The organism is Paractinoplanes globisporus DSM 43857, assembly GCF_000379645.1.
Classification (GTDB): Bacteria; Actinomycetota; Actinomycetes; order Mycobacteriales; family Micromonosporaceae; genus Actinoplanes; species Actinoplanes globisporus.
The window spans coordinates 806041-820274 of sequence record NZ_KB903294.1 but is presented as its reverse complement, the minus strand read 5'-3'; the positions used below and the strand labels follow the sequence as shown (position 1 = coordinate 820274).

Genomic DNA, 14234 nt, shown 5'->3' with positions numbered 1-14234 from the left:
CTCTACACCGCGCGGAGTGCGGTGGGTGCCGCGGCGGTGCGGGCGCGGCGCCACTCGGACAGCGCCGCGCCGATCAGAACGATCGCGGCGAGCAAGCCGATGAACAACACACCGACGTACGGGTCGATCGCCTCGGCGCGGTTCTGCTCGAGCTGCGCCTGCGGGGTCAGCGGTCCGGGGCCGGCGTAGGGCATCCACGCGTCGGGGCCGTACTGGTAGAGGACGGCGGCGGCGAAGAAGATGGCCTGGCAGGCCGTGATCGCGGCGAGGAGCGCGGCCGTGGGCCTGCTTTCGGCCGGTCGCGTCAGCCGCGCGGCGCCGGCGCCGGCCGCGGCGATCAGCAGGAAGGCCAGCCAGCGGACCGCCGGCGGGAGGGCCGGCACCGCCGCGGCGAACAGGCCGGCGGCGAGCAGCCCGAGGCCCACGCTGATCAGCGCTCCGCGGGGCGGAAGCCCGCTGTCGCGCCGGGTCACGGCCAGGAAGGCGCCGAGGTACGCGGCGAGAACCACTGTGTACAGCGGAACGCCGGTGCTGGCTCGTTCGAACGAGGAGCCGCCCTGGGCCAGGCCGAGGACCGCACCCGTCGCGCCGGCACCGGCCAGCGCGACGCCCACCGACCGCACGACCCGGGCGATCGCGGACTCCGCCACCGGTCCGAGACCGAGCGGGAACCGGGCGAACAGGGTGACCGCGCAGAGAACGCCGACCAGCACGACCAGCGCGACCCGGAGTGGCGGGTACGCCGGGTGCGCGGTCGCCACCAGCACCCCGACCATGGCCGCCACGACCAGGAGCAGGTGAACCGCGACGCCGGCGACCCTCCACACAGTCCTCATGGCCTGGACGGTATCGAGGGCGCCGGCGTCTGAACAGCGGTGCTTCGTGCAGGATCTCGGACAGCGCCGTGCTCGTCAGCAGTTGGACTTGTAGGCGGCCTGGCCGCCCTCGCCGCCGAGGTTCTCCTTGGTGATGGTGGTGAAGCCGGTCTGGATCTTCGGCTGGATCTGCCCGCCGTCGAGGGCGGCGACGGCCTCGTCGATGCCGTACTGGCCGATGCTGCCGGGCTGCTGGGCGATCAGGGCCTGCACGGTGCCCTCCTGCAGGGCCTTGATCTGGTTGGGGCCGGCGTCGAAGCCCACGATCTTGACGGTGCTGGTCTTGCCGGCCTGGCGGACGCCGGTGGCGGTGCCTTCGGCCGCGAACAGGTTGGCGGCGAAGACGCCGATGATGTCGGGGTCCTTCTGCAGCGCGGAACTGATCAGGTTGGAGGCCGTCGCCGGGTCGTTGTGGGAGTACTGCACCGGCAGGTACTGGAACTTCGAGTCAGCCTTGGCGGACTCTTCGAAGCCCTGGATGCGCTGGTCGACGGTGGAGACGCCGGGATCGGTGGACATCACCATGACCTTGCCGCCATCGGGGTTGAGCTTCTTGATGGCGTCGAAGGCCGCTTTCCCGCCACCGACGTTGTCGGAGGCGATGGCGCTGGCCGCGTACGACGGATCCTTGGTGGTGGTGTCGACCAGGATGACCTTGATCCCGGCGGCCGCGGCGGCCTGAAGCGGCGTCTGCATGGCGGTGACGTCGGTGGGTGCGATGAGGATGGCGTCGGGCTTGGCGGCCACGACCGAGTCGAGGATCGGTTTCTGCAAGGTGGGGTCGAACTTCTGCGGGCCCTGGGTTTTGACGCTGACGCCGAGCTTGGCGGCTTCGGCCTCGACGCCGCATTGCATGGTGATGTAGAACTCGTCGCCGGCGACGCCCTGGATGAACTGGATGCTGTAGTTCTTCTTCGCCTTGCCGGGCACGACAGCGGCGGAGGCGGCGGGTGCGTTGGGGTCGGCGGCGGCCGTGTTGGCGGCGCTCTCGGCCGGCTTGGTGCTGGTGCACGCGGTCATGGCGGCGACCAGCGCGACACTGCCGGCGGCGGCGAGGAATCTGGACTTGTTCATCGAAAGGGATCCTTTACTTCTTGGTCCTGAGCATGGCGAGGAAGGACGGTCGGGAACTGCCGCGCAGGGCGGCGGCGCGACGTGACTGGTCGACGTAGACGGCGGCGACGAGGACCGATCCGACGGCGACGCCCTGCCAGAAGGCCTCGACGCCGACGATCACGAAACCGGCCTGGAGGACGGCCGGGATGAACAGGCCGACGACGGTGCCGAAGATGGAGCCCTCGCCGCCGAAGATCGAGGTCCCGCCGATGACGACAGCCGCGATGACGTTGAGGTTGGTCAGCGACTGCCCGGCGATGGTGGTGGTGCCGAACTGCGCCAGGGCCAGCACCGCGCCCAGTCCGGCGCAGGCGCCCGACAGGGCGTAAACCATGATCAGGTGCCGGTCGACGTTGATGCCGACCCGGCGTGCGCCGAGCTCGTTGGAGCCGACCGCGTAGGTGTAGCGGCCGAACCTGGTCTTGTGCAGCACGATCCCGCCGATGATCACGACGATCAGGGCGACGAAGGGAAGAGCCGGGATGCCGACGATCTTGATGTACGTGTTGAAGTCCGTCAGCGCCTCCGGCACCGAGCGGATGTCGATACCGCCGGTGATGACCTGGGCCAGGCCGAGCGCCACGGACAGCGCGCCGAGCGTGACGATCAACGGCGGGATCTTGGCTTTGGCGATGAGGAAGCCGTTGAGCGTGCCCCAGGCGATCCCGGACACGAGCGCTCCGACGATGCCGACGGCCGCGGTCGACCACCCGTTGCCGCCGACCGCTTCCATGACCTTCGCCGCGATGACCGAGGAGAAGACCAGCACCGAGCCGATGGACAGGTCGATGCCGGAGGTGATGATGACGAAGGTCATGCCGACGCCGAGGACGGCCCAGACCGCGATGTTCTGGGAGATCAGCGAGAAGTTGCTGGTGGACAGGAACTTGGTTCCGGCAGCCAGGGAGAAGGCGGCGACGATGACGACCAGGACGCCGAGGATCCACACGGACTGCATGTTCGCGATGCGCTTGACGTAGGACTGCTTCGGCGGCGCCTCGAGGACGGCTTGCTGGTCGGGGGCCTGGCCGGGAGGGGTTATGACGCTCATGACGCGCTGTCCTCAAGGGTGGCGGAGTTCCTGCGGTTGACGGTCTGCGAGTCCAGGGCGCCGGTCATCGCGCCGACCAGTTGCTCGACGGTGGTGCCTTCGGCGGGCATGGTGGCGACCCTGGTCCCCAGGCGCATGACCTGAATGCGGTCGGCGACCTCGAGGACGTGCGGCATGGAGTGGGAGATGAGCACCACGGCGATGCCCTTGTCGCGTACGCGCTTGATGGTGTCCAGGACGTTCTTGGTCTGTACGACACCGAGCGCGGCGGTCGGCTCGTCCAGGAACACGATCTTGTCGGCCCAGCTGATGGCGCGGACGATCGCGATCTGCTGACGCTGGCCGCCGGACATCGAGCCGACGGGCGAGGTGAAGGAGCGGACGGTGCCGCCGAGGTCCGCGAAGCCGGCCTCGGCCTTGGCGCGCATCTGCTTCTCGTCCATGAATCCCAGGGAGCCGAACAGCCCTTTGCGGGGGATCTCGCGGCCCAGGAACATGTTCTGCACCGGGTTGAGGTGGGGGGCGAGAGCGAGGTCCTGGTAGACCACCTCCATGCCCATCTCCGAAGCCTGGTGCGGGCTGGTGATGGTGACCTGGCGGCCCTCGAAGTAGAGGTCGCCGGCGTCGACGGCGAGGTTGCCCGTGAGGGCCTTGACCAGGGTGGACTTGCCGGCTCCGTTGTCGCCGATCAGTGCGACGACCTCACCGGCGTCGATGTCGAAGGACGCGTCGTCCAGTGCGCGGACGTGTCCGAAGCTTCGCGACAGGCCGCGCGCCTCGAGAAGTGGTGCCATGAGGGGATCACCTTTCGGTGTGCTGGTGGCAACGCCGTGACCGGGGTCCAGGGAGAGCGGTGTGCCGGGGGTGACCGTCGCGGCGTGCCGCGGCGTCCAGGTGAGCGTGCTTGCCGGCCAGGCCTGGGGCCGCCGGGACCTAACCGCTCGCAGAAGCGGCGCCGTGGGGCGCCGAGCCGGCATACGTGCCGACCGTGGTGCTGTCGCTGTCGCGCAGGGCGCGGACCTTGCGGCGGAAGGCCGCATGACGGTCGTGGTAGAGATCGTGTCGGTGGCTGCGGGGGTCGTTGCGGGATGTGGCGAACGAGTCGCGGGACGGAAAGCGGTCGGTCAGGCCGGTGGCGCGGGCGCCGAGAACGGCGGCGCCGAGCCCCGATGCCGCGGGCACCTCGACCGGCACCAGGGTCCGGCCGAGAACATCGGCGAGCATCTGTCGCCACTGCGGGTCGGTGGTGCCGCCGCCGGCAAGGTGCAGGCCGGCGATCTCGCCGGTGGGGTCGAGGCTGTCGAGGGCGTCACGGACGGCGAAGGCGACACCCTCCAGAGCCGCGCGCAGCAGATGGATGCGGTCGTGGCGAGGCCCGAGACCGGTCCAGGCGCCGCGGAGCGAAGGATCCAGGTATGGAGTGCGCTCGCCGTTGACGTGTGGCAGGAAGTACGGGTCGTCGGCCTGCGGGGGGACCCCGGCCGCCGCGTAGAGCTCGGGCCAGCCGGCGCCGAGCGCACGGCGGACCCAGTCCAGAGTGAGGCCGCCGTTGAGCACGGCCGCCATCCGGTACCAGCCGGTGTCGGTCGCGGCGCGGTAGAGGTGCGTGACGGGGTGCGCCGGCAACGGCTCAGGCCGTTCGGCAACCGGCATGACCAGCTGGGCGCCGGTGCCGATGGTCAACTGCATCGTTCCCGGTTCGGTCAGCTGCGAGCCGAGCGCCGCGGCGGCGGTGTCGGCGGCGCCCGCCGCGATCGGCACGCCGGGGCGGAGGCCGAGCCGTGCCGCCGCGTCCGCGGTCAGCAGGCCGGCGGGCTCGGCGGAACGATCGAGGATCGGCGGGAGTTTGTCGGCGTCGAGCCCGAGAGCGTCGAGCAGTTCGGTGTCCCAGGTGTCGCCGGAGATGTCATACAGCAAGGTGGCCGAGGCGTCGCTGGGCTCGGTGGCGAACAGTCCGGTCAGTTGGGCCCGCAGCCAGTCCTTGGGCTGCAGTGCCCAGCGGGCGGCCCGGTACGTCGCGGCCTCGTGGATCGTCAGCCAGGCCAGCAGCGGTCCCGCCATGCCCGGGCTGAGCGGATTGGCCAGCCGGGTCAACAGCTGCTCCGGCAGGTCGTCGTACTGCTCGACCTGGTCGACGGCCCGGGCATCGGACCAGACAACGGCCGGCCGGACCGCCCGGCCGTTCTCGGTCGCCAGCACGACGCCGTGCATCTGGCCCGACAGCCCGATCGCGTCCGGCTGCGAGCCGGCCTGGGCGACCGCGGCGCGTACCGCCGCCGCCGAGGCGTCGAGCCAGTCGCTCGCCGACGTCTCGCTCCACCCCGGGCGTGGGTGGGAGACCGGGTAGTCGCGACGCGCCTGCGCGACGACCGTCCCGTCGAGGCGGGCGACCACCGCCTTGACCGAGCTGGTGCCCAGGTCGACACCGAGCAATGTGGTCGTCTGCGGCATGTCGATCACCTCCTTTCACGGTCCGGGGTGGGGCGTTGCCGGAAATGCTCGATCAGGGAACGATGACGACCTTGTGCACGGTGGGGTCGTTTCGCAGGGCATCGAGAGCCTTGCCGTAGTCGTCCAGCGAAAAGCGGTGGGTGATGATCCCGTCGGTCTTCGCGCGGCCGCCACGCAGCGCGGCGATGGCGGCGCCGAACGACGAGATCTCGGCGAACGAGCCCTTGATGGTGATCTCGCGGCGGAAGACATCGAACGGGTGCACGGTGACGATGTCTTCGGTCCGGGTGACGCCGTACACCAGCACTGTGCCGCCGTTGCGGGTCAGCGGGACGCAGATGCCGCCGATCCGCGGAGATCCGGTCGCCTCGACGACGACGTCGTAGCCGTCCCCACCCGGTGAGGCCCGCTTCAGCGCGGCGATGTCGGCCTCGGGGTCCGCCCGGTTGATCTGCACGGTCCGGTCGATACCCAGAGCCGCGGCGGTCTCGAGTTTGAACGCCGTCGGGGCGGCCACCGTCACCGAGGACGCCCCGCCGTGCGCGATCAGCTGCGCCAGCAGCAGCCCGGTGGGCCCGGCGCCGAAGACCAGCACGCTCGACCCGGGCCTGAGGCCGAGAGTCTCCAGGCCGTGCATCGCGCAGCCGGCCGGCTCGGTGAACACGGCGGTGTCGGCGGGCAGGCCGTCGACGGAGAAGACCAGGGTCTGCGGGACAGCGACGTACTCGGCGAAGAAGCCGGGGAAGTTGCTGCCGTAACCCTTGAGGTTCTCGCACAGGATCAGCCGGCCGGCGCGGCAGTAGGAGCAGTGCCCGCAGTTCACATTCGGGTTGACCGTCACCTGCTCGCCGACACGCAGGCCGGTGACACCGTCGCCGAGCTGTTCCACGACGCCGACCAGCTCATGGCCCGGGATCAGCGGGAAGACAGCATTGAAGTCGCCCTCGTGGATGTGCAGGTCGGTGCCGCACACTCCGACCTGGTTGACCTTGATGAGCACTTCGCCGGCACCGGCCCGCGGGACGGAGATGTCCTTCACGGCGTAGCTACGCGGGGCGTCGTACACGACGGCCTTCATGTCTTCTGCTCCTCCGGAGAACGATCGTCGTGTCGACGCCGGTCCCGCTCGGTTGCCGCTTCGTAACTTGATGGAAACGAACACTAAGACATGACACCGGTGTCTGTCACCGGTGTCAGATAGAAAATCTTGAAAATATGTCACCGGTGACAGGCCCGGTGGAGCCGACGTATCGTCTCTGCGGGAGGTTGACCAGATGAGCACGATGCGCCAAGTCGCGGAGCGCGCCGGCGTCAGCGCCAAGTCCGTGTCCCGTGTCATCAACAACGATCGGTACGTGTCGGCCGACGTCCGCCGGCGGGTGGAGCAGGCCGTGGCCGAGCTCAGCTATGTTCCCAACGAGTTGGCCCGCACCTTCCGCTCCGGACGCGACGCCGCGATCGGCGTTGCCATACCCGATCTCTCCGACCCGTTCTTCGCGCGTCTCACTCGTGAGATCGAACAGATCGCCCGATCACGCGGGCTCGCGGTGCTGATCACCAGCCTCGGACAGGACGGCGCCGAGGAGCAGAGCCGGGTCGAGGCTCTGCTGCGCCGGCAGTTGAACGGTCTCGTCACCACACCGGTGTCCGCGGACCAGTCCTATCTCAAGCCGTGGCAGGACAGGATCGCCATCGTTTTCATCGACCGCCCGCCGGCCGGCATCGTCGCCGACAGCGTCGTGGAGGACGACCACGGCGGCGCCTATGCGGCCACCCGGCACCTGATCGGGCACGGGCATCGCCGCATCGCGTTCATCGGCGACAGCATCGCCACCGCCACCACGGCTCGCCGCTTCAAGGGCTATCGCCACGCCCTTCGCGATGCCGGGGTCACCCCGGATCCAAGCTTGATCCGATTCGGTCCGACCACCGGACGCGAGGCCGGCACGGCGGCCGTCGACCTGCTGAACGCCGACCTGCCGCCCACCGCGCTGTTCTCCTCCAACGCGTGGTCCACCATCGGCATCATCCCGGCGTTGCAGATCGCGGGATACCGGTCCGTTCCCCTGGTCAGCTTCGGTGACTTCCCCTTGGCCGAGGCCATCCGGCCGGCGCCGACCGTCGTCGACCAGGACCCGGCTTCGGTCGGCCGGGCGGCCGCGACCCGGCTGTTCGAACGGATCGAGCACCCCCGGCGGCGGCTCAAGCGGCAGATCGTTCTGCCCGTACCCCTGATCGCCCGTGAATCCTGTTGCGGCCAGGAAACCCTGCCGGTCCCAGCGGACCCGGCTCTGGCGATCTGACCGCCCGGCCCGGAGGCGGTTCCGGCTCCGGTCAGTGCCGGGCGACCTTGCAGGACTCGCGTTCTATCAGCGTGACGTCGAGGATCGTGGTGCGCCGCAGCCGGCGCTTCGGATGGTCCACGCGCTCGAACACCCGGTTCGCGGCGAACCGGCCGATCTGGTCGGGATCTTGATCGATTACGGTCAGCGCCGGATGCAGGATGTCGGCCATCGGGAAGTCGCCGAACCCGACGACGGCCAACTCGTTCGCCGGCAGTGCGTGCACCACCAGCATCGAGCTGCGGGCGTTGGAGGAGAAGATCGCCGTCGGGCGGTCGGGCAGGCCGAGCAGCCGGGTGACCGCGGCCTCGGTGGACTCACGGTCGTTGACGTACGCCGCCACCAGCTCGTCGTCCGGCTCGATCCCGGCCTCGGTGAGCGCGCGGCGATACCCGGCCAGGCGGTTGGTCTCGGTGGACAGACGCAGGGTGTCGGCGACGTACGCGATCCGCCGGTGGCCGTGCCCGATCAGATGATGGGTGGCCAGGTATCCGCCGGCCTCGTCGTTGTCGGCGAAGGTGTCGGCGGACAATCCGGCCGGCGCCCGGTCGACGAACACCATGGGCGTGCTGTCGGTCCAGCGTTTCAGCCACGAATGGTCGACCCCGACCGGGGCGACGATCAGGCCGGCGAGCCGGCGGCTGAGCAACGATTCGAGGATGTCGCGTTCCCGGCCCGGATCGTCGCCGAGATTCGTGAGCAGCGTGGCCACGCCCCGGTCGCGGGCGACGGTGTCGACGGCCCGGGCGATGGCGGCGAAGAAGGGGTCGACGATGTCCGGAACAGCGACGCCGATGGCCGACGACCGGCCGGAGCGAAAGGTGGTGGCGAGGACGTTCGGGACGTAGTTGAGCTCCTTCATGATCTGTTCCACGTGGGAACGGGTCTCCGGGAGCACGTGCGGGTCGTTGTTGAACACCCGGGAGACCGTCTTCGCACTCACGCCGGCGCGCGCGGCCACGTCCCGCATTGTCGCCATGGGCCACCTCCCGGTCGTATCGCGAACGCTGCGGCAGCATATCCGACCTGCTGCAACGCCCCGGCCCCGCGGCGGTCAGCGGCGGCCGTCCAACACCTCCGCGAGTTCGTACAACCGTGGCAGGGCGCGCTTGGTCAGATAGTCCTTGCGGAGGTCGTGGGAGACCGACAGGCTGTCCTTCCACAGCGAGCGGCCGGCCATGGCCCCGCCGGCGCCGTTCGCCATCGCGATGGTGACCTGCTCGAGGAAGGTCTCGTGGTCGACGCCGGCCGACAGCACGGCCCACGGCACGCCGCCGGCGGCCGTGGTGACCGCGACGCAGCCTTCCGCGGAGCCGGGGTACTGCAGTTTCAGCACCTTCGCCCCGCACGCGACGGCCAGCCTCGCCCCGCCGGCCACAAGGCCGGGGAAGGCCGCGGCGTACTGTTCCTCGGTCTCGCCCTCGAGTCGATAGGTCAGCAGCTCGACGATCAGCAGCACGCCCTCGTCCGTGCAGGCCTGAATGAGGGCGCGCATCTCCGCGGCGACGCGGGACCGCTCGTCCTGCTTGTCCGGGCGCAGGTACCAGAGCATCTTGGCGGCGTCGCCGCCGAGCTCGCGTACGCGGCGTGCGGTCATGCCCGGCACGAACCGGGTGTGACGCAGTCCGTCGACGGTCTCGAACCCGGAGGCGTCCATGCCGACGACCAGCGATGTGCCGCGGACCAGGACACCGTCGTCGACGACCGCCGGCAGCGCGACCTCCGGGTCGAGCAGGATGGCGGGGGCGTTGTTGGCCAGGTAGCGAACGAGGTCGGCCTTAGCCTCGGCCAGCTCGGCGGTGCTGATCGACCCGGGTCCGTCCGGCGCGTCGTCCATGGCTGCCTTCATGCCGTTGCGCTGGTCGGCGGCGACGATGAGCATCCGGCCGCCGGGGGTGGAGATCGCGGCCATGCCTCGTCGTTCGATGGTGGTCAGGGAATTCACGATGCGGTTCCAATCTTGGGTGGGGTCGTGTTCAGCACGCGTGCGGCGACCCGAGTGGCCCCGTACGCGGTCTCCTGGTCGCGGGCCGACGCCGTCATCGCCGGCAGGACGCGGCCCCGGGCGCGGCGCACCGCGGCCATGCTGGCCCAGCCGCCGGTGAGGGTGGTGGTGGCCGCGGGGGGCAGTTCCCGGTCCATGGCCTCGATCAGCCGTGCGATCTCGTCGTTGCTGTGGCGCAGCACCGCGCCGAACACCTCGGCGGGGCTGACGCCGTCGGTGCGGACGGTCAGTTTGAGGACGCCGTCGTCGTTGCGTGCCCCGGAGACCTGAATGGCGTCGGCGGGCAGCTTTCCCTCATAGGGCAAAGCCATGACGTCGGCGTCGAGGAGGTCGCGGCCGGCCCGGTCGTGGATGCCGGCGGTCTGCAGGATCCGGCGCAGCAGCAGGCCGGTCTTCACCCCGGCGACGAGCACGTGCTTGCCGGGCACGACGTGGCGGACTTCGTTGATCAGATGGTCGGCGAGGCGACGCCGGGCGTCGAAGCCGAGTGGACCGTCGATCACGCGCAGCAGGACCTCGGCGGTGCCCATGGACACGTGGTAGTGGTCGGCCGGCAGCCGCCCGGTGGCCTCGGCCGCGACGAGGTGGTCGTGTCCGGCGACGGTCAGCAGCGCACCGGCCATGCTGTCCGGGACCGCGCTGGCACTCGCCTCGCCGAACGGACTGCCGGCCTCGACCAGCGTCGGAAGGAAAGTCTCGTCGACTCCCAGGACGTCGAGCATCCGGGGCCACGGGCCGCCGGTGTCCTGGTCGAGCAGCCCGGTACGCGAGGTCAGCGACTGCTCCAGCGCGGTGCGGCCGCCGAGGGCGGCCGCGACGAACTCCGGCAGGTTGAGCCAGCGCGAGCCGGGCAGCGGCACGCCACGGCCGCGCAGCCAGGCCAGCTTGGCCACGCTGACCTGCGCACCAAGCGGCAGCCCGGTGCGGCCGGCGAACTCGGCACGGATCTCGGCGGGAAAGGCCGCGGCCTGCTCACCGCCCCGCGGATCGAACCAGGCGATTCCGGGGGCGATGGCGGCGCCGTACCGGTCGATGATCATGCCGGTCTCGGCCATGCCCGCGATCGCGATGGCGTCGATCGACGCCGAGGTCACCCTGGCGACCTCGCGAGCGCCGGCGTCGATCAGGGAACGTACGGCGCCGAGCAGCTCCTCGGCCGTCATCTCGGTGATGCCGCCCGGACCGGAGCGCCACGGCGTCGGCACCTGCGCGGCACCGATCTCGGCGCCGGCCTCGTCCGTGACGAGCATCTTCATGCTCGTGCTGCCGAGGTCGACGCCGGCGACCAGGCGTGCCGGGGGGCCGGCCGGGTTTGCCACAGGAGTTCTCCTAGTCGCTGGGATTGCGTCATGTCACCGGTGTCGCGCTTGGCCATGACACCGGTAACATGGACCTCATGATGTGGCCCTCATCGACGGATTGTCAACCGGCCGAAACCCTTGTCGTGGCCGTCGCCGGAGTCGCCGGCAGCGGGAAGTCGACGCTCGGCCGTGCACTCGCGACCGCCCTCGGAGCACCGTTGCTCGACCTCGACTCGATGACGAATCCGCTGCTCGATCGCCTGCCGCCGGGGGCGCTCGGCGGGCACTGGCTCGTCTCGCCGCACGGCGCGGCGATCCGCGACGGGCGCTACGCCGCACTTCGCGCTGTAACGCGCGACACCGTCGCCACCGCGGGCCGGGCGGTGCTCGTCGCCCCGTTCACCGCCGAGCTTCGCGGCGGCGAGCCGTGGGATCTGCTGCGCCGGGCGGCGGGCGCGGCCGGCCTGCGCGTGGTGCACATCGACGGCGACGCCGACCTGTTCGCCGCGCGCCGGGCCGTGCGGGCCGAGGAACGGGATCGGCACCGCATCGCGCCGCCGCCGGCGCCACCCCCGGCCGTGCCGGTGGTCACGGTCGACGGCGCGCTCACCACCGATCAGCAGGTCGGGCTGGTGCTGGGCGCTCTGGGACTCAGCAGGTCACCGTGATCTGGTCGAAGCGGGCGTGGAAGGGGGTGGGCTTGGCGCCGAACTGGGCCCGGTTGAGCGCGGCCACGCCGACCTTCACGGTTTGCGGCAGGGTCATGCGCACGGAGGCCAGCTGGGCGAACTCGGGCTTGTCGGCCGGGCGCCAGGAGCCGGTGATCGTGCCGCCCGAGCGAACCATCCGCAGGACGAGCCGGGTGGCGTTCGTCGTGATCGGGTGCTGGCTGGGCAGCGGACCGTGCGCCCGCAGGTGGGTGCCGCCGTCGTTGTACTCGAAGCCGATGGTGCCGGTCTTGCCGAAGGCGCGTTCCATGCGCACGTAGCTGACCGGGCCGTTCCACAGCAGCAGGCCGGCGCCCTGGTAGAACACGGTGGGCGAGACCTCCATCGCGGTCTCCAGGACGAAGTCGCCGGTGATCGGGCGCAGCAGCATCGGGGCGGTCAGGATGTCGCCGTAGATGTCGGCCCCGTTCGGAGCGTCGAGGTCGACCGCACCGCCGCTCACGGTGACCTTCGTGTCGGCGCGGCTGCGCTGCCAGGCCGGGTCCACCGCGGTGCCGGTGAAATCGTCGGTGAAGCCGCAGGCCGGGGCACTGGCAGAGGCGCCGGCCGACGATGGCGGCGACTGGGCAGCCGGGCGGTCATTGCCGCGAAGCAGCCGAACGGTGATCGGGACGCTGACCGCGATCACCAGGACCGCCGCGGCCGCGACCAGGATGCGGAGGCGACGTCGCCTCGAGCCGGCGGGCGTCCCGGCTGCGGCCGGCAGCGGCTCGGTGGCCCCGGCCGGCGTGGCCCGGCCCACCGCGAAGGGCTGGGTCGGCGTCGGCCCCGGCGACGACGGCATCGGCGAGCCCGGCGCGGTCGGCGGCTTGACCGGCGGTGGCGCTGCCGACTGCGGCGGGCCCGACCGCGCCGGGACCGATTTTGGTGTTGCCGCCTGTGGCGGGACCGACTTTGGTGTTGCCGCCTGTGGCGGGACCGACTTTGGTGGGGCCGCCTGTGGCGGGGCCGCCTGTGGCGCGGCCGGCTGTGACCCGGCCGCCTGTGGCGGGGCCGACTTTGGCGGGGCCGGTTGTTGCCCTGCTGCCTGCGGCGGGGGCGCCTGCCGCGCGGCCAGCGGTGGTGTTGCCGCCTGCGGTGCTGCCGGCTGTGGCGGGGCCACCCGCGGCTTGGCCCGCGGTGGCGTTGTCGGCGGTGGGGAGGGCGGTGCCGGCGGGGGAGTGGCGAGTGTGGACGGCCGGGCGGAGGCGGTGGCCGGCCGTGCGGGTGCGGGCGCCGGGATGGAGCCGGTCAGGCGGGCCGCGCCCAGCGCGATGCTGTGCTCCGGGTTGGGATCGACCACTACCGGGCGCTCGAACGCCTCGCCCACCAGCGCCCCTGCCAGCGGGATCCGCGACGATCCGCCGGCCAGCAGCACGACCTTCAGCTGGTCCGGGCCGACCTGAGCCGAGCGCAGCGCGCGGCCCAGCGCGCGTACCGTCTCCTGCAGCGCCGGCGCGATCATCGTCTCGAACTCGCGCCGGGTCAGGCGCACCCGGGTGTGCAGGCCGGGCAGCGCCACCGGGATCATCACCTCGGTGTCGAAGGAGAGCGCCTCCTTGGCGTCCACGCAGTCGCGCCGCAGCCGGGTGAGGGCCGTCAGCAGCTCGGGATCGTCCCCGGTCAGCCGGTCGGCCGGCAGGATCCGGGTCACGTGGTCGAAGACCGCCTCGTCGAAGTCGGCGCCGCCCAGCTGCTCGATGCCCTCCGGCGTGCCGAGCAGCTCGAAACCGGTCGCGGTGCGGCGCAGCACGGCCGCGTCGAAGGTGCCGCCGCCCAGGTCGTAGACGGCCACCACGTCGCCGTCGGCCATGTGCTCGCCGGCCGCGTACGAGATGGCCGCCGCCTCCGGCTCGCTGTGCAGCGCCACCGGCGGCGCGTCGGCCAGGCGGGCCGCCTGTTCCAGCAGGTCGCGCTTGTACGGACCCCAGTTCGCCGGGCAGGCCAGCACCACCGAGCCGGGCGGGCCCTGCTCGGCGGCGGTGGCGACGGTCAGCACATGCTCCAACTGGCGGGCGAGCAGCGCGTGCGCCGGGTACGGTGAGCCGCCGATCAGCAGCGGCACCGGGTCGCCGACCCGTCGCTTGAACTCGCGGGCCAGCCGGCCCGGCTGCTCCTCGCCGCGGCGGGCGGCCGGCTCGCCGACCAGCACCGGCCCGCTCTCGGGCAGGAAGATCAGCGACGGGATCTCGGGCCGCCGGCCACCGAGCCGCAGCACCTCCACGGCATCGCCGCGTCGCACGGCCGCCGCGGTCCAGGTGGTACCGAGGTCCACGCCCAGCCCATACGTCATCTCGGCCTCACCGTGACCGTCACCGGCCCCTCCGATCCGCGCCCCGCTGGCCACGGCCGCACCGGCGACCGGCACCCAGCATCGGCCGCCACC

12 protein-coding genes are annotated in these 14234 nt (G+C 71.4%); 2 read left to right on the top strand and 10 right to left on the bottom strand.

From position 1 onward, the window contains the following. Positions 1–2 precede the first annotated feature (2 nt). From A3CQ_RS0103630 to A3CQ_RS0103605, 6 genes are all read right to left on the bottom strand, one after another. Positions 3–836 carry a hypothetical protein gene (locus tag A3CQ_RS0103630; RefSeq protein WP_157295250.1) on the bottom strand — a complete coding sequence of 278 codons (834 nt, stop codon included), beginning with the start codon at positions 834–836 and terminating at the stop codon, positions 3–5. 75 nt (positions 837–911) lie between these two features. Next, positions 912–1949 (bottom strand): ABC transporter substrate-binding protein, encoded by a 1038-nt coding sequence (locus A3CQ_RS0103625; RefSeq protein WP_020509550.1) that lies wholly within the window; start codon positions 1947–1949, stop codon positions 912–914. 13 nt (positions 1950–1962) lie between these two features. After that, positions 1963–3042 (bottom strand): ABC transporter permease, encoded by a 1080-nt coding sequence (locus A3CQ_RS0103620; protein WP_020509549.1) that lies wholly within the window; start codon positions 3040–3042, stop codon positions 1963–1965. Then, positions 3039–3836, bottom strand: a complete 798-nt coding sequence (locus tag A3CQ_RS0103615) for an ATP-binding cassette domain-containing protein (protein WP_020509548.1) — start codon at positions 3834–3836, stop codon at positions 3039–3041. Before A3CQ_RS0103615 ends, A3CQ_RS0103620 begins: the two co-directional genes overlap by 4 nt. A 139-nt stretch (positions 3837–3975) precedes the next feature. Next, on the bottom strand, positions 3976–5493 hold the full coding sequence (locus tag A3CQ_RS0103610; RefSeq protein ID WP_040431643.1) for a xylulokinase: 1518 nt from the start codon (positions 5491–5493) through the stop codon (positions 3976–3978). Between the two features lie 52 nt (positions 5494–5545). Further along, positions 5546–6571 (bottom strand): zinc-dependent alcohol dehydrogenase family protein, encoded by a 1026-nt coding sequence (locus A3CQ_RS0103605; protein ID WP_020509546.1) that lies wholly within the window; start codon positions 6569–6571, stop codon positions 5546–5548. A gap of 196 nt (positions 6572–6767) precedes the next feature. Here A3CQ_RS0103605 and A3CQ_RS0103600 point away from each other — a divergent pair, with 196 nt between their 5' ends. Then, positions 6768–7796, top strand: coding sequence for a LacI family DNA-binding transcriptional regulator (locus A3CQ_RS0103600; RefSeq protein ID WP_020509545.1), 1029 nt, complete (start codon positions 6768–6770; stop codon positions 7794–7796). Between the two features lie 31 nt (positions 7797–7827). On the opposite strand, the gene A3CQ_RS0103595 is transcribed toward A3CQ_RS0103600, so the two are convergent. The 3 genes from A3CQ_RS0103595 to A3CQ_RS0103585 all read right to left on the bottom strand — a co-directional run bounded on the left by A3CQ_RS0103595 (position 7828) and on the right by A3CQ_RS0103585 (position 11159). Next, entirely contained in the window at positions 7828–8814 is a 987-nt protein-coding gene (locus A3CQ_RS0103595; protein WP_026205249.1) for a LacI family DNA-binding transcriptional regulator, read from the bottom strand. A 75-nt stretch (positions 8815–8889) separates the two neighbouring features. Further along, positions 8890–9780, bottom strand: a complete 891-nt coding sequence (locus tag A3CQ_RS0103590) for a tagatose-bisphosphate aldolase (protein WP_026205248.1) — start codon at positions 9778–9780, stop codon at positions 8890–8892. Next, the gene (locus tag A3CQ_RS0103585; protein WP_020509542.1) at positions 9777–11159 is read right to left on the bottom strand and encodes an FGGY-family carbohydrate kinase; all 1383 of its coding nucleotides are present in this window, start codon (positions 11157–11159) and stop codon (positions 9777–9779) included. Before A3CQ_RS0103585 ends, A3CQ_RS0103590 begins: the two co-directional genes overlap by 4 nt. A gap of 125 nt (positions 11160–11284) precedes the next feature. Here A3CQ_RS0103585 and A3CQ_RS57015 point away from each other — a divergent pair, with 125 nt between their 5' ends. Then, the gene (locus A3CQ_RS57015; protein WP_020509541.1) at positions 11285–11809 is read left to right on the top strand and encodes an AAA family ATPase; all 525 of its coding nucleotides are present in this window, start codon (positions 11285–11287) and stop codon (positions 11807–11809) included. Here A3CQ_RS57015 and A3CQ_RS57010 read toward each other — a convergent pair. Further along, a complete protein-coding gene (locus A3CQ_RS57010) occupies positions 11793–14141 on the bottom strand; it encodes an Hsp70 family protein (protein WP_157295248.1) in 2349 nt (782 codons plus the stop codon). The genes A3CQ_RS57015 and A3CQ_RS57010 overlap by 17 nt on opposite strands. Between the last annotated feature and the right edge of the window lie 93 nt (positions 14142–14234).